At 56.0% G+C, this 15,015-nt stretch carries 13 protein-coding genes; 8 read left to right on the plus strand and 5 right to left on the minus strand.

Annotation, left to right across the window (positions count from 1 at the left end):
* Positions 1-46: 46 nt before the first annotated feature.
* The 3 genes from LC531_RS09560 to LC531_RS09570 all read left to right on the plus strand — a co-directional run bounded on the left by LC531_RS09560 (position 47) and on the right by LC531_RS09570 (position 3,097).
* Positions 47-1,237 carry a hypothetical protein gene (locus LC531_RS09560; protein WP_223650071.1) on the plus strand — a complete coding sequence of 397 codons (1,191 nt, stop codon included), beginning with the start codon at positions 47-49 and terminating at the stop codon, positions 1,235-1,237.
* 83 nt (positions 1,238-1,320) lie between these two features.
* On the plus strand, positions 1,321-1,812 hold the full coding sequence (locus LC531_RS23005; protein ID WP_416138909.1) for a YkvA family protein: 492 nt from the start codon (positions 1,321-1,323) through the stop codon (positions 1,810-1,812).
* Positions 1,813-2,095: 283 nt separating this feature from the next.
* Positions 2,096-3,097 (plus strand): LysM peptidoglycan-binding domain-containing protein, encoded by a 1,002-nt coding sequence (locus LC531_RS09570; RefSeq protein WP_223650072.1) that lies wholly within the window; start codon positions 2,096-2,098, stop codon positions 3,095-3,097.
* 7 nt (positions 3,098-3,104) lie between these two features.
* Here LC531_RS09570 and LC531_RS09575 read toward each other — a convergent pair whose 3' ends face one another.
* Positions 3,105-3,953: an SDR family oxidoreductase gene (locus LC531_RS09575; RefSeq protein WP_223650073.1), complete on the minus strand. Its 849-nt coding sequence runs from the start codon at positions 3,951-3,953 to the stop codon at positions 3,105-3,107.
* A gap of 179 nt (positions 3,954-4,132) precedes the next feature.
* On the opposite strand from LC531_RS09575, the gene LC531_RS09580 reads away from it, so the two are divergent.
* The 3 genes from LC531_RS09580 to LC531_RS09590 all read left to right on the plus strand — a co-directional run bounded on the left by LC531_RS09580 (position 4,133) and on the right by LC531_RS09590 (position 6,899).
* Positions 4,133-4,993 carry an NAD(P)-binding domain-containing protein gene (locus LC531_RS09580; protein ID WP_223650074.1) on the plus strand — a complete coding sequence of 287 codons (861 nt, stop codon included), beginning with the start codon at positions 4,133-4,135 and terminating at the stop codon, positions 4,991-4,993.
* A 31-nt stretch (positions 4,994-5,024) separates the two neighbouring features.
* The gene (locus LC531_RS09585; protein WP_223650075.1) at positions 5,025-6,320 is read left to right on the plus strand and encodes a BaiN/RdsA family NAD(P)/FAD-dependent oxidoreductase; all 1,296 of its coding nucleotides are present in this window, start codon (positions 5,025-5,027) and stop codon (positions 6,318-6,320) included.
* 126 nt (positions 6,321-6,446) lie between these two features.
* A complete protein-coding gene (locus LC531_RS09590) occupies positions 6,447-6,899 on the plus strand; it encodes a PA2169 family four-helix-bundle protein (protein ID WP_223650076.1) in 453 nt (150 codons plus the stop codon).
* Between the two features lie 210 nt (positions 6,900-7,109).
* Here the strand turns inward: LC531_RS09590 and LC531_RS09595 are convergent, their stop codons facing one another.
* Both LC531_RS09595 and LC531_RS09600 read right to left on the minus strand, forming a co-directional pair.
* Positions 7,110-9,125 (minus strand): DEAD/DEAH box helicase, encoded by a 2,016-nt coding sequence (locus LC531_RS09595; protein WP_223650077.1) that lies wholly within the window; start codon positions 9,123-9,125, stop codon positions 7,110-7,112.
* 439 nt (positions 9,126-9,564) lie between these two features.
* Positions 9,565-9,762: a cold-shock protein gene (locus LC531_RS09600; protein ID WP_223650078.1), complete on the minus strand. Its 198-nt coding sequence runs from the start codon at positions 9,760-9,762 to the stop codon at positions 9,565-9,567.
* Positions 9,763-9,917: 155 nt separating this feature from the next.
* On the opposite strand from LC531_RS09600, the gene LC531_RS09605 reads away from it, so the two are divergent.
* A complete protein-coding gene (locus tag LC531_RS09605) occupies positions 9,918-10,337 on the plus strand; it encodes an acyl-CoA thioesterase (protein ID WP_223650079.1) in 420 nt (139 codons plus the stop codon).
* Positions 10,338-10,340: 3 nt separating this feature from the next.
* Here LC531_RS09605 and LC531_RS09610 read toward each other — a convergent pair whose 3' ends face one another.
* On the minus strand, positions 10,341-10,826 hold the full coding sequence (locus LC531_RS09610) for a hypothetical protein (RefSeq protein WP_223650080.1): 486 nt from the start codon (positions 10,824-10,826) through the stop codon (positions 10,341-10,343).
* Positions 10,827-10,854: 28 nt separating this feature from the next.
* Here LC531_RS09610 and LC531_RS09615 point away from each other — a divergent pair, with 28 nt between their 5' ends.
* Positions 10,855-14,475: a UvrD-helicase domain-containing protein gene (locus tag LC531_RS09615; RefSeq protein ID WP_223650081.1), complete on the plus strand. Its 3,621-nt coding sequence runs from the start codon at positions 10,855-10,857 to the stop codon at positions 14,473-14,475.
* 311 nt (positions 14,476-14,786) lie between these two features.
* Here LC531_RS09615 and LC531_RS09620 read toward each other — a convergent pair whose 3' ends face one another.
* Positions 14,787-15,005: a hypothetical protein gene (locus tag LC531_RS09620; protein WP_223650082.1), complete on the minus strand. Its 219-nt coding sequence runs from the start codon at positions 15,003-15,005 to the stop codon at positions 14,787-14,789.
* Between the last annotated feature and the right edge of the window lie 10 nt (positions 15,006-15,015).

The following is a 15,015-nucleotide window of genomic DNA, read 5'->3' on the forward strand; positions in this document are numbered from 1 at the left end:
TAAACTGGCGCGAATCCTGCAGGTTCGCGCCCTTTTTTTAGCCCTTATGATTCCTGAGCCCCGCCAGCAATTTAATGCCGCTTTTTCGCCGGCGCGCTACCAACAAATGCTGGCGGATATTGACCAGCAATTACCTGGGCAATTAGAATTCAGAGTAGCCGAAACACCCGTTTTCGTACCGGCCGCACTACGCGATAGATTAATAAAGGCCGGGCAGGACATTATACAGGTACTACAAGAGCCTGATTTCAAGCAGTTAACGGAGGCGGCTATTCCGGCGGGGCAGCGCGTTCCGGACGAAGATGCGCACGCCGAATTTTTGACTTTTGACTTCGCCGTTTGCCGCGATGAGCAAGGCGAATTGGAGCCGCAACTTATTGAGATGCAGGGCTTTCCTTCGCTTTACGCTTTCCAAGCTTATCTACCGGAAGTATTTAGTCGCCATTATCCTATTGCGGCTACAGTTTCGCCCTTTTTGAAAGTGACCGACCAAGCTGCTTACTTAATTGAATTAAAAGAGCTACTGCTGGGTGGCGAAGACCCGGCTCATGTTATTCTGCTGGAGCTATTTCCTGAGCAGCAAAAAACCAGAATAGATTTTGCGCTGACTAAGAAATACTTTGGAATTGAGGCTGTTTCATTGCCAGACGTTATTAAGCGCGGCCGCCAATTATTTTACATAAAAGATGGACGTGAAATTCAGATTAAGCGAATCTACAACCGCATTATTTTCGATGAATTGGCACGTTACCCCAATTTGCGGCCTGCGTTTAATCTACTGGATGAGGTAGATATTACCTGGGTGGGCCACCCAAACTGGTTTTTTCGCATCAGTAAATTTACCCTGCCACTTATTAAGAGCCAATATGCGCCTTCTAGCTTTTATTTGCAGGACTTGACTACGTATCCTGCTGACCTGGAAAATTATGTGCTGAAGCCCCTGTATTCTTTTGCTGGGGCGGGAGTAAAGCTGCATATTACATCTGCGGATTTAGATGCCATTACGGACAAAGATAATTATCTATTACAGCGGAAAGTTACTTATGCCCCCGTCATTCAATCGCCGGATGGCTTGGTTAAGTGCGAAATCAGGCTATTGTATACCTGGCCACAGGCCGCTGCGTATCCCAAGTTGGTAGCAGGATTAGCTCGGCTTAGCCGGGGCGAAATGATTGGCGTTGACTTCAATAAAAATAAGGATTGGGTGGGTGGCACTACCCCCTTGTTTGAGCGCTGAGGGTAGAACACTGACTTAGATATAGGGAACAAAGTTGCCGGCCCTGGCGTAATAGCAGGTCAGCTTCATCTCCCCTTCGTTGCATGTCATCCCTTACAAAACGTGGCCTCCGAATTTCTAAAAACGCCGTTTTTAGCCTTTTTATAAATCGTGCGACTAAACTATTAGGCCGCCCCTTTAAAATTATTACCATCCTTAATGAAACGGCTGACAAACTAAAGAGCGAGGAGAGCAAGGATAATAAGTTTAAGCAGTTATTTGACGTCGCGCTTACGTTGGTGCGCTTGGTTCGGGCTTACGCCACCGGTGAATATCGGGCGATTGAAACCAATACCATTATTTCTGGCTTAGCTGTATTGCTGTACGTCCTCTCGCCAATCGACCTTGTGCCTGACTTTATTCCGGTGGTTGGTTTTTTAGATGATTTGAGCTTAGTGAGTTGGTTTTTGAGTAAATTTCAGGGAGAGCTTATTCGCTTTCGAGAGTGGGAGCAGCGTACGGCCCAGTTAACCGCGTCGGCCCTAGCGCGTGGCGACCAGTCCCTACCCCCCGTCGCGGAGCTAGGTCATTCATAGGGCTCTGGTGGCAAGGCTGCTTTTTGTTTGAGTGAGTGAGTAAGAAAGCAAAGTAATGTGCGTGGCAAGAATAATTTCCTATTACTCTTATCCATGCCAGCATTTATCCTTTTGTTTACCTACTCATCTTAATGAGGAATTCTTTTCCTTATTCTGACCCATCGGGTCTTGGTTGCTAAATTGCTTGCCAAGCATGCTTTGGAATCTTACGCTTGCAGCGCGAACCGTAGATGTGGCTAGATAACGCTGCGGGCTAATAATGAGGAGGAAATTATAAGCCTACTTGAATAGTTTCCGCCTCATAAATATTTTAGCAGGATTGAAATTGATGAGTTCCTTCTTTTCGACAGCGCGGCTGCTCAATTTCCATCCATTAGTCTTAAATAAATTTCTGACTTTACTAGTTGGTAGCTTTAAGAACTCATGCGTGATGCCTTCGCTTCGCTATTGGCTGATTGGCTCTCTTTTTTTAGCGAGTGGTGTTGGCCACGCGCGACTAGTGCCGCCAGTCGAGCCGCTCACTACCCAACAGCTGAAAGCCCGACTGAATGCCGCCATCGAATCGCTGAAAACGTTGCGCTGCGTGATAGCTGGCGATGAGCGCATTGGTACGAAGCATGTGCTGGGTACAACGGCGGTAAAATTGACCAGCAGCCCTTTACGAGTATATCTTAAAACGCAGAAAGCGATAGAGGTTCTCTATGTAGCAGGGCAGAATGACGGGGATGCCTGGGTAAACCCGGCTGCTTTTCCCTATTTCACCCTCAGTCTCAATCCCAATGGCTCGCTGATGCGCAAGGGGCAACATTACACAGTATTGCAAGTTGGCTACGACACGATTGGCAAACTGCTGGCAATGGATAGCCATTCGGATGCGACGTATACCCACACGTTTCGCTACGCGGGCGATAGCGTACTGCAAGGACAGCCCTGTTACGTAATGCGCTCCGATTATCCGCAGTTTCGGTACGTGGCTTACCGAGTAGGGCGCGGTGAAACAATTACCTCTATTGCAGACCGTTTCGGCTGCGGCGAATATCGCATCTTAGAACGCAATAATCTCGCTGTGGATGCTACATTGAAAGAGGGTCAGGTTTTGCAGGTTCCTAATGCCTACGGCAGCCGGGTTATTTTAGTAATCAATGCAAAAACCTACCTGCCAACCTCCGTTACGGTATACGATGAACGAGGTATTTTTGAAAAATACACGTTTCTAAACGTAGTAGCTAATCAGCCTATTCCGGCAACGGAGTTTGCCAGGAATTTTCCCGGCTATAACCTCTGACTACTGCTTAGCGGCGCATGGTTTTTTCGATTTGGTCCCACATGTCGGGAGACAGGGCTTGCAACTTATTAAACTCGCCGGCCCCGTTGAGCCATTCGCCGCCATCGATGGTGACGACTTCTCCGTTGACGTAGGCCGAAAAGTCAGACACGAGGTAGGCGGCCAGATTAGCTAGTTCCTGATGCTGCCCTACCCGCTTAAGTGGGACGCTGGCGGCGGGGTCGAGCTGACTGGCCAGCGGCTCGGGAAATAAGCGGCTCCACGCTCCTTCGGTCGGAAACGGGCCGGGCGCGATAGCATTGGAGCGGATACCATACTTGGCCCACTCTACGGCCAGCGAACGGGTGAGGGCTAGCACGCCCGCCTTGGCCGCCGCCGAAGGCACCACGAAGGCTGAGCCCACAGAGGCGTAGGTAGTTACAATATTGAGGATGGTGCCGGGCTGCTGGTCGGCAATCCAGCGCTTGCCCACGGCTAGCGTGCAGTTATAGCTGCCTTTCAGCACAATATCCACTATCACGTCGAAGGCTTTGTGGCTCAGGCGCTCGGTAGGGCTGATAAAATTACCTGCCGCGTTATTTAGCAATACATCTACGCGGCCAAATTCCTCGTAGGTGCGCGCCAGCATGGCCTCCACTTCCTCATACTTCCGCACGTCGCAGGCCAGGGCCAGGATTCGTCCACCCGTCGATTGTTGCAATTCGGCCGCCGTTTGCTCCAGTACAGCGAGTTTGCGGCTGGTAATAGTCACATTAGCCCCTAATTGCAGGAAATATGTGGTCATGGCCCGGCCCAGGCCGGTGCCGCCGCCGGTCACAATAATCGTTTTGCCCGCCAAGGCATTATCTCGAAGCATGGGTTGCGCGAAAGGTGCTAACATCTGATACTTGACTAAACCAGTATTACTGGCATGATGAATGCCCGAAGGTAAGTAGCTGGTCGGAGCAAATAGCCAACATAGGGGGTAGCTTGCCGCACTAGATAGGTGGCCTGCCGTTTTTTAACATAGCTAAGTAGCATTCGAGAATAGTTTTTATGTCCATTACCCCCAATATAAGTTTAGCTGCCGGAGCATCGACGGTAGCCGTGGTAGGATGTGGCTGGTTGGGAATGCCATTGGCAATGAATCTTTTAACGCAGGGCTGCCGGGTGCTGGGTACTACTACTACCCCCGAGCAGCTACCAGTGCTGGCGGCCGCGGGCATCGAGCCCCGGCTGTTGCAACTGGGTAGCGACTTTAGCTCGGCCGAGGAGCAAAGCTTCACCGAATGGCTGCGCCAGGCCGATACGTTGGTTATTAATATTCCGCCGCGGGCGGCCGTGGCGGGCGGCTACCCGCAACTACTACGCCCGCTACACCGGGCCGTGGCGGCGGCTCGCACCCGGTCGGTGCTGTTCGTTTCTACCAGCGGCGTATACCCAGACGAGCCCCGGCTGATGCGCGAAACCGATGCTGTTAGTACCCGCGACGCGGCCTCCGACGTGTTGCGCACGGAGGGGCATTTTGTGCCGCGCTACGGCCAGTGGCAAAGCACGGTGGTACGGCTGGGTGGCCTCTTCGGGCCGGGCCGGCCACCGGGGCGCTTTCTGGCGGGCCGGCGCAACCTGCCACAGGGCGACGCCCCCACCAACCTGCTGCACCTGACCGATGCGGTGGGCGTACTCAGCACTATCATTAGCCAGAATATTTGGGGGCACACACTCAACGTGTGCGCGCAGTCGCACCCGTTGCGGCGCGACTTCTACCCTGCTGCCGCTATTTCTCTAGAATTGGAGTCGCCAACATTTTTGCCTGAAAATCAAGGCGGCAAACTCATTGATTCGAGCCGCTTGCGCGGGCTAGTACCCTACCCGTTCGTGCACGACGACGTGCTGGCCGCACTACCATACTGCTAAGCCTACCCCGGCGGCGGGCGTATCTTTACGTATGCCTACGCTTCCTTTAGTTGCTGCGCCACCGCTACCAGTAGTTGTGCTGGGCGGTGGCGCAGCGGGCTTTTTCGGGGCTATTGCCTGCGCCGAAGCCAACCCGCGCCAGCCGGTTTTTTTACTGGAGAAAAGCCTGAAACTGTTAGGCAAGGTGCGCATCTCAGGCGGTGGGCGCTGCAACGTAACCCACGCCTGCGAATCGGCGGCGCAGCTGGTGCAGCACTACCCCCGCGGCGGCCGGCAGCTCAAGGAAGCCTTCCGGCAGTTTGGTGTGGCCGATACGGTGGCGTGGTTCGCCAAGCGGGGGGTAGGGCTCAAGACGGAGGCCGATGGCCGTATGTTTCCGACCACCGACAGCAGCGAAACCATTGCGCGGGCGCTCGAAGACGCGGCTCGCCGCGCCGGCGTCTGGGTACTCACCCGCACTGCCGCCGAGGAGATAACGGCCCTGCCGGACGGCGGCTTCACCCTGAAAATCAGCGGGGAAAGTAGCGCGGCCCTAGGCTCTGAGCTGCGGGTGGCGCGGGTGCTAGTGGCCACGGGCGGCAGCCCCAAATCAGGGTCCTACGACTGGCTGCGTGCCTTGGGCCATACCATTGCCGAGCCGGTACCTTCGCTATTTACGTTCAACGTGCCGGCCTCGCCGCTGCGCGAGCTGCCGGGCGTGAGCGTGCCCCACGCGCGGGTGGTGCTGGCCGGCGAAAAGCTGCAATACGAAGGCCCGCTACTCGTGACGCATTGGGGCGTGAGCGGCCCGGCCGTGCTCAAGCTCTCGGCCTGGGGGGCGCGCCGCCTGCACGAGCTGGGCTACCACGGTACGGCGCTCATCAACTGGGTGCCCACCCACACCGACGAAACGCTCCGCCCCTGGGCGCAGACTTTCCGCCTCGATAACGGCAAGAAGCAGGTGGCCGCGCACCCGCAATTTGGCCTCCCTACCCGCCTCTGGCGCACGCTGGCGACCGAAGCCGGCATTGGCCCCGAGTTGCGGTGGAACGAGGTGCCCGCCAAAGCCCAGAGCCGCCTACTAGAGCTACTGCTACGCACACCCTTGCAGGTGCAGGGCAAGACTACCCACAAGGACGAATTTGTAACCTGCGGCGGCATCCCGCTCAGCGAAGTAAATCTGGCTACAATGGAAAGCCGCCGCGTGCCAGGACTTTATTTTGCCGGCGAGGTACTTGATATTGATGGTATTACGGGCGGCTTTAATTTTCAAGCGGCCTGGACGACGGGCTTCCTGGCGGGGCGCGCAATGGCGGTGGCCGTCCCTATCCCCCTCTTGGCTGGGTAGCCGGCCGTACAGGAATTACGGGCGTGGGGGCAACCAAAATTTCGGCTTCTTTAAGCTCGGCCGTAACCCTGCGGGCCGTTGGCTAGTAAACCTGTCCGTATTCTCCATCTAAAATTACATTCCATCATGGAAGCCAAAGCCACGCAAACCCTGCTCAACGAACTCATCGAAACCCTGAAGGATGGCCAGAAAGGCTACGCCGACGCGATGGTGGACGTGAAAGACGCACACCTCAAGGACCTGTTCAAGAAGTACTCTGCCCAGCGTGCCAGTTACGTCACGGAGCTAGAAGACCAGATGTTCAAGTTGGACCTTAAGCCCGATACCAACGAGGGCTCTTCCATCACGGGTACCATTCACCACGCCTGGATTGATTTGAAAGCCGCCGTAACCGGCCACGACAACCACGCTATCCTGGCCGAGTGCGAGCGCGGCGAAGACGTAGCCAAAAAGGCTTACGAAGTAGCTGGTAAGGCGCAGGACTTACCTAGTGCTCTTAAGTCAATTATTGAAAAGCAAGCCCAGGGTGTAAAAGCCGCCCACGACGAGATTCGCGGCCTGCGCGATTCGTCCAAATAGACCACTGATTTTAGCAGATTGCACAGATTCTGTAGACGACGCTTTCTGTAGAGAAGAGAGGCTGCTATACAAGCAGCCTCTCTTTTTTTGCATGAGATATTCTGGTTCGGCATTTAAGTAATAAGCAAGGGCTACCCATTGGGTAGCCCTTGCTTATTACCCGAAAAACGTCGTCCACAAAATCCGTGAAATCCGCTAAAATCAGTGGTTCTATTCGTCGAAGCTCTCGCGCTTGCCCTTGTAGCCGCCGCCGCTTTGGCTGCTTTGACCGCCCTGGCCGCCTTTGTAGCCGCCGCGCTGGTAGCTGCTGCCGCCTTCGCGGTTGCCGCCGTAGCTGCTACCCCCGCCGCGGTTGCCGTAGCTGCTGCCGCCACCCTGGCCACCCTGGCCACCCTGGCCGCCCTGGCCGCTCTGGCCACCTTTATAGCCGCCGCCGTAGCTGCTGCCGCCTTCGCGGCGGTCGCCGTAACTACCGCCCCGGTTGTTACCGCTGCCGTAGGGCGGGCGGCCACCTTCGCGGCGGTCGCCGCCGCCGAAGCCGCCTTCGCGACGCTCAGGGCGGTTCAGGCCCTCTTCTTTGGCCGCCGCATCTTGCACCGGGGTAGCGATACTGAACGTAACGGGCTGACCCTGAATACTACTGCGACCAAGCTGGCCTACGATGTCCTCCGCAAATTCGTTGGGCACTTCCACGAAGCTGAACTTGTCGTAGAGGGCGATATCGCCAACTTTATTGCCGGGCAGGTTGGAGTTTTCGGCAATCAAGTCCACTACGTCGCGGGGGTGCAGGCGGTCCTTTTTGCCCATGCTGATGAAGAGGCGCGTGTAGCCGGGGCGCGAGGCTCCTTTTTCACGGCTGGCATCGAGGCTTTGCTCGTTGCGCTTGTCCTCTTTCATCGTCATTTTGAGCAGGGCCGCCGCGATGTCAAGCGAAGTAATTTCCTCGCTCTGGTCGAGCAGGCGCTGCACGCGGCCAATGTATTTATCCAGGTTACCTTTTTCCACTACCTCCTTTATCTGGTTGAGGAAGAGGGTCGTCTTCACTTCCGACACGTCGGCAAACGAGGGCACTTGCTCCAGCTTGATATCGGCCTTAGTGAAGCGCATGATGTCGCGCAGCTTATAAATATCGCGGCCACTCACGAAAGTGAAGGCGCGGCCACTCTTACCGGCGCGGCCCGTGCGGCCGATGCGGTGCACATAATACTCCTCGTCAGCGGGCAGGTCGTAGTTAAACACGGCCTCCACGTCGTCCACGTCGATGCCGCGGGCGGCTACGTCGGTGGCTACCAGGATTTCCAAGGTGTTCTTACGAAACTTGTCGAGCGTGTTCTGGCGCTGGGCCTGGCTCATGTCGCCGTGCAGGCCGTCGGCGAAATAGCCCTTGGCTTGCAGGTCCGACACGATATCATCCACCATGCGCTTCGTATTAGCGAAAATAATGGTTGACTTGAGGCTATACATATCGAGGATGCGCGTGAGCACGTCCTTCTTCTGCGGGCCGCGCACCTCAAAGTAGCTTTGCTCGATGTTCGAGACCGTCATCTGCTGGTGGTTGACCTTCACTACCTGCGGGTCGCGCTGGTACTTCTTGGTCATCTCCATAATCGGTTTGCTCATCGTGGCCGAGAAGAATACCGTCTGGTGGTCTTGCGGCATCTTGCTGAGCACGAACTCGATATCATCCCGAAAGCCCATGTCGAGCATCTCGTCGGCTTCGTCCAAAATGATTTTGGTAGCCTTGTCGAGCTTCAGCGTGCCGCGCTCGATATGGTCCATGACGCGGCCGGGTGTGCCAATCACGATTTGCACGCCGCGCTCCAGGGCGCGGAACTGCCGGTCGTAGCTGCTACCCCCGTAAATGGGGACTACGGCCAGACCTTTCTTGTACTTGCCCAGCTTCTGGATTTCGCCCGACACCTGCACCGCTAGCTCGCGGGTAGGGCAGAGCACGATAACCTGCACGTCGCGGCTCTCGCCGTCTACGCCCTCAATGGCCGGAATGGCGAAGGCGGCCGTCTTGCCGGTGCCCGTCTGGGCCTGGCCAATAACGTCTTTGCCAGCGAGCAGCGCCGGAATAGCGGCCGCCTGAATGGGCGAGGCTTCCTCGTAGCCCATGTCGGTGATGGCGCGCTGTACTTCGGGCGAGAGGTTTAGTTCGTCGAAGCGCACTTTGGCCTTTTCGGCCGCCTTGGGGGCCGTTTGTTCTACTTGTTCGGTATCCATAATCGGAACTGAAAGGGGGTTAGGGCCACCTGGTTTTCCAAAACCGGGGTGGCATAAAGGGAAAAGAGACTTACGCTCTGAAAACAGCCGGCTCAACAGCGGCGGCGCTTCTTCCCTCCTCAACCTTTCCTGACAGTGACAAGGCGGAAAAAATACGACCGAACTAAACGGGAACTACTCGGCAGCCAACTACTTAACTCTGGGCCACCCCGGCCACTCAATGGGGCCATTCTCAAATGCGGGTGCAAAGGTACGTATTTTTTCTCATAAAAGCTATTTTTTATTTATGATATCGTTTGGTTACATCCGTGCCGTAGAGACGCGACCCATCGCGTCTCTCACGCAGGAACGAAGCAGTTGGACATAAATTCCACAAACAAGAAGGGCGCCTTTCCGGCTGGAAAGGCGCCCTTCTGGCAGTTACGAAAAGTGCTTTTGCTTAGAGCAGCGACACTTTTACAGCGTTCGGACCCTTGCGGCCCTGGGCTTCCTCGTACTGAACCTTGTCTTTCTCCTGTAGCGACTTAGCGTCTACGAGGTCGGTGACGTGAACGAAGATGTCTTGGCCAGTATCGTCGTTTTTGATGAAACCAAATCCTTTGGTCTCATTGAAGAATTTTACCGTTCCGGTCGGCATAATAAAAAAAATATTTGGGTGTCATCAAGACCCGGCGGGAAGCTGGGGACCTAAGATGCAAATACACCGGAGCGGACCGGAACAGCACCACAGAGCCTTGAGTTGCGCCAAAGATAGACAAAATTCCCGAACTTCGTCCATCCCAAAAAAAAGTTATGGACACGCCCGCGGCCCCTACCCACGCTTACGCTCACGTCTTTACCGTCGAGGCTAGTGACATCGACCAGCTCGGCCACGCCAACAACGTGGCCTACGTGCGCTGGGTGCAGGAAGTGGCCGCCGCCCACTGGCACCACTTCTTCCCGCCCACTGAGGCCCTACCCCCCCAGGTGTGGGTAATCCAGGAGCACCGCGTGCGCTATCTACGCTCGGCCTACGCCGGCGACGAGCTGCGCGCCTACACCTGGGTAGCCGACGTGAAGGGAGCCAGCTCCAAGCGCCTCACCCGCATCGAGCGCGTGGCCGACGGGCAGCTGCTGTGCGCCGCCGAAACGCAGTGGGTGTTGCTGGATGCGGGAAGTGGCCGGCCGGTGCGGGTGCCGGGGGAATGGGCGGAATTGTTGCTGTCTGGTTAACATCTAGGCGAAGCCGTGAATAAAAACTGGGGCGGCCTTTTTTCTTTTCAAATTAATGACGGTGTTAAAATAACTGCTGCCACCGTCGAATACAACAAACCGTTTAGTAGTCAATTCTTTGTATTCTTTTTGCTCTCCTTCTTCTTTAGCGAACGCGTTTATTTCAACTATTTTATTTCCCTTTTTATCGAGTTTAGCTTCATATTGTATTCCATAGTTACCCGATAAAATCTTCATTTGCTTATACTTATAGGATACCCGATGATTGTATCTAGAAACCGCTTTTGATAAAAGCATTTTCATGGCCTCAAATTCAGTCTGAGTCAGTTGTATATCGGATGGGAGTTCATAATACTCATAGGTTATTTCATCAGATTCAGTGCACGTGCTATACCCTTGTGGCTTATAGTGGTTAATCTCCGGGAATGCTCGGGTACCCATTATAACTGCACAAAAAATCAAAGCGGCTTTTCGAGTATTATTTGTCATAGTTTGAGTTTATTTATCTTTTTACTTAATGCCTGCCCCATTCCGCATCTATTCCGCCTCGGCCGGCTCCGGCAAGACGTACCAATTAACAAAAGAATACCTGAAGCTGGCCCTGGGCTACCCCCAGCCGGCCGACCCCACGGGCGAGCGGTTCTTTAACCCGAGCTATTTCAAGAGCATTCTAGCCATCACCTTCACCAACGACGCGGCGGGCGAGATGAAAGAGCGCATCGTGGGCGCGCTGCGGCGCTTCGCACAAGAGGCGGAGGATGAGCCCAATGATTTACTGGCGGAGGTAGCGGCCGAGCTGGCGCAGGAAAAACAATTGCCGCCGCACCTGCGCACGCCGGCCGAGTGGCAGCGCGAGGTGCGGCGGCGGGCAGCGGCCACGTTTCGGCTGGTGCTTTACCACTACGCCGACTTCGCGGTGAGCACGATTGACTCGTTTGTGCAGCGCATCGTGACGGCTTTTACGCGGGAGCTAGGCCTACCCGCTGCCTTTGAGGTGGAGCTGGATACCGACAGCGTGCTGCGCTCGGCGGTGGCCGCGCTGATTGACAAGGTAAACCGCGACCCGCAAAGCAAGCTGCTGAGCCAGACGCTGGCCGACTACGCGCTGGGCCAAGCCGAGCAGGGCCGCAACTGGAACAAGCTGCCCGACGAGTTGCTGGACTTCGGCCGGGCGCTTTTCAACGAGAGCGTGCACGAGGCTGTGGCGCAACTGAGCCAGAAAACGATGGCCGATTTTCGAGCTTTGGACCAGGAAATCCGTACCCGGCAGCGGGCGGCCGAGGCAGCGGTGCAGGCGCAGGCCGACCACGCGCTGGCCGTGCTGGCGGCGGGCGGCATCGAGGCCGAGCACCTGGCCAGCGGTAGCAGCGGCATCTACGGGCACTTCATGAAGTGGGAGCGCTGGTTGAATCCGCCCGACAAGGACGGGATTTTCCCGACCGCGACGGCCCGCAAAACCATCGAAAGCGGCAAGTGGTGGAGCGAAAAGGGTAAGAAAGCCGGTCTGGTATCCGCTATTGAGGCCGCCCAGCCCGCCTTGGAAGATGCCTTTGGTGAGCTGCTGGCGCTGCGCGAGGAGTACTTGCCGGGCTACGTGCTGCTGGGCGCAGTGCAGCCGTTTTTATTCCATACCTCGCTGCTGAGTGAATTAAATAAACTAGTAGAAGAAATCAGCCGCGAGCGTAACGTGGTATTGATTTCGGAATTTAATCGACGTATTGCGACTATCGTGCTCAACGAGCCGGTACCGTTTATTTACGAGCGGCTGGGCGAAAAATACCGCCACTTATTAATTGACGAGTTTCAGGACACGTCAGTTTTGCAATGGAATAATTTGCTACCCCTCGTGGAAAATGCGGTGGGCAACGGCGGGCTTTCGCTTGCCGTGGGCGATGCCAAGCAGGCCATTTACCGCTGGCGCGGCGGTGAGCTGGAGCAAATTCTGCGGTTGCATCAGGGTAATACCGACGCGCTAGCGGCTCGCGCCCGCGACGCCAATATGCAGCGTATTTTGGAGGAGCGTTATTATGCGTTGCGGCAGAATCTGGAGCCGCGTTCGCTGGCGATTAATTACCGGAGTGAGCCGGCGATAATTAGCTTTAATAATAATTTTTTCACTTACGTGCGAGAGCGCAGTGGGGAGCACGAGGTAGTGCAGGGAATTTTCGAGCCGGGGTTTCGGCAGGCGGCGCCCGGCAACACCTCACCCCCTAGCCCCCTCTCCAAAAGAGAGGGGGGACTAGCTTTTAATTCTAGCGCTAGTCTATTACTAGAAGCTAGTTCCCCCTCTCTTTTGGAAAATGCGCATCAAGCATTTTTTCGGGGGCTAGGGGGTGAGGTAATCGTTGGCGGCCACGTCGAATTACTCTTCACCCACGACGACGCGCCCGCCCGGCGCTACGCGCCTACCCCCGGCCAATACCTCGATGCGCCGCTGCCCGGCTACCTACCCGATGCCACGCTCGACTACCCGGAAAGTACCTGCTATCTGACTTTGCAGCTAGTGGAGCAGGCGCTGGCCGAGGGCTACCACTTGCGCGACGTGGCCGTGCTGTGCCGCACCCGCGCCCAGAGCCGACTGCTGGCTAAGTTCTTGAAGGAGCGCGGGTTTCCGATAATTTCGGCTGATTCACTGGCCTTGCAATTTGCGGAGGTGGTGAACCTGGTAGTGGCCGTGATGCGGGTGCTGCACCAGGGTAGCGACACGCTGGCGCGGGCCGAGGCGCTGCTGCTCGTGGACCGCGTGGTGCGCCGCCTACCCCCCACCCCGGCGCGCGCCCGACACATTGCCGACGTGGCAAATCAAAAGGAAAGTAGCAAGCCGTTTTTCAATGAATTACGCGAATTAGGTTTTAATGTCGAGGAAGATAAAATCGGTAATTTGGGCTTGTACGAATTAACGGAGAAACTACTGGGAATTTTTAAATTATTGGGCGCTAATTCGGAGAGTGACTATTTATTCAGGTTTCTGGATTTGACGCTGGAATTTAGCTTGAAATACGGAAATAATCTAGGTAATTTTCTGACGCATTGGGAGGAGCGCAAGGGCACGCTGAGCATTAACGCGCCGGGCGGGGCCGATGCCATTACCATTACGACCGTGCACAAGGCTAAGGGGCTGGCATATGGCATCGTCATCGTGCCGTTTGCGGACTGGGCGCTGGTACCCCGTACCGACACGCTGCTCTGGGGCCGCCTTGCCGCAGCCGATAAGCCCCTGCCCGAGCTGCCCGACGTGGCCGTAGTGCGCCTCAACAAAACGCTCAGCCACACGCCCCTGGCGGCGCAGGATGCCGAGGAGCGCGAAAAAACGCTACTCGACGGCCTCAACACGCTGTACGTGGCGTTTACCCGGCCCCGGCACCGGCTTTACGTGTTGAGCAAAGCGCTCGCCGAAGCGCGCAAAACCACCAGCGAACTGCCGCCTAGCCCTACCCCCCTGCCGGCGGCCGACCAGGGGCCGGCCCGCGACGTGGCCGATTTACTGGCTGGTTACCTACGCGAGCTCGGTCGCTGGCAGCCCGATACGACCAGCTTTGTGCTTAGCCAAGGCACGCCGAAGGCATCAGATACCAAAAACCAGGCTGCAAAAACCAAATTTCCGCTCACTAACCTGGCTTCCACGCCCTGGCCCGAGCGCCTGAAGCTGCGCCGCCACGCCACGGCCGTGTTTGAATTTGATGAGCAGGAGCAGCTGGGCGAACTGAATCGCAAGCTGCACTACGCCCTGCGCCGGCTGCTATCGGCCCGCGACCTGGGCCGCACACTACGCCAGCTTGTGGCCGAAGGGCTTATCAACCAGCAGGAAAAGCCCGCCCTCGAAGCCGGCCTGCGCCAACTGCTGCACGACCCACGCCTGGCCCCATACTTTGCGGATAACCTAGCCGTGGAAACGGAGCGCGAAATATTGGTGGGCGGCCGCACCCAGCGCGCCTACAAGCCCGACCGCATCGTATTCGGCACCGGCGCGAGCCGGGCAGAGCAAACCGTGACAATGCTCGATTTTAAGCTGCCGCCGCCGCTGGATATTCATAAAATTCGGCTGCGGGACTACGGAAATTTATTTCGGGAGCTGGGCTACGCCGACGTGCACGGGCTTATCTATTATTTCGGCTCGGGCGAGGTAGTGGAGGTGTAGGCTGAGTTAGCTGTTGAAGCTAGTTAGGGTATTTGCCAGGCCGCGAAAACGCGGTCCGGTAGCCCGTGCTCGCTGGGTAACCGGGGCAGCGGGAGGGGTAGGGCGGGCCGCAGAAATTGAACTCTCAGCCGGGGATTATTGGCTTGCTGAGCCCAACGATAGCGCTGGAAAGGACTTGGAAATAATGAATTTAGGACTTTCAAAAAATAGTTCACTTTTATAAGTCCAAAGTACTACGGGTAGCGTAGCTCTGCCTGATACGTTTGCTGAAAGCTTGTCGAAAGACTAAAGTAATCCATCCTAGTATCTGATTACAATTTCGCTTTGAAAACCCATCGTTCTGGCTGGCTTTCGCTCTGTTTACGTGGGCGCGGTGCCTTCGATACTCCGGCCAGCAAGCCCTTTTTTAATTCACCGCAGTAGAGGCTGGATGGCCGCACGCTATGGGCGGCCGGGTCTCTTTTTCCGATAGCTTTTCTGGTATTTCCGGCAATTTCTGCCGGTTTGGCTGCGCCCTGTAGTTTTTTCACAAACTGCTCA

The organism is Hymenobacter psoromatis, from assembly GCF_020012125.1.
In the GTDB taxonomy this organism is placed as follows: Bacteria; Bacteroidota; Bacteroidia; order Cytophagales; family Hymenobacteraceae; genus Hymenobacter; species Hymenobacter psoromatis.

Excerpts from the sequence above, each read along its gene's own strand:
- LC531_RS09560 (WP_223650071.1), top strand. The coding sequence starts at position 47 with ATGATTCCTGAGCCCCGCCAGCAATTTAATGCCGCTTTTTCGCCGGCG.
- LC531_RS23005 (WP_416138909.1), top strand. The coding sequence starts at position 1,321 with ATGTCATCCCTTACAAAACGTGGCCTCCGAATTTCTAAAAACGCCGTT.
- LC531_RS09575 (WP_223650073.1), bottom strand. The coding sequence starts at position 3,953 with ATGCTTCGAGATAATGCCTTGGCGGGCAAAACGATTATTGTGACCGGC.
- LC531_RS09580 (WP_223650074.1), top strand. The coding sequence starts at position 4,133 with ATGTCCATTACCCCCAATATAAGTTTAGCTGCCGGAGCATCGACGGTA.
- LC531_RS09585 (WP_223650075.1), top strand. The coding sequence starts at position 5,025 with ATGCCTACGCTTCCTTTAGTTGCTGCGCCACCGCTACCAGTAGTTGTG.
- LC531_RS09590 (WP_223650076.1), top strand. The coding sequence starts at position 6,447 with ATGGAAGCCAAAGCCACGCAAACCCTGCTCAACGAACTCATCGAAACC.
- LC531_RS09595 (WP_223650077.1), bottom strand. The coding sequence starts at position 9,125 with ATGGATACCGAACAAGTAGAACAAACGGCCCCCAAGGCGGCCGAAAAG.
- LC531_RS09600 (WP_223650078.1), bottom strand. The coding sequence starts at position 9,762 with ATGCCGACCGGAACGGTAAAATTCTTCAATGAGACCAAAGGATTTGGT.
- LC531_RS09605 (WP_223650079.1), top strand. The coding sequence starts at position 9,918 with ATGGACACGCCCGCGGCCCCTACCCACGCTTACGCTCACGTCTTTACC.
- LC531_RS09610 (WP_223650080.1), bottom strand. The coding sequence starts at position 10,826 with ATGACAAATAATACTCGAAAAGCCGCTTTGATTTTTTGTGCAGTTATA.
- LC531_RS09615 (WP_223650081.1), top strand. The coding sequence starts at position 10,855 with ATGCCTGCCCCATTCCGCATCTATTCCGCCTCGGCCGGCTCCGGCAAG.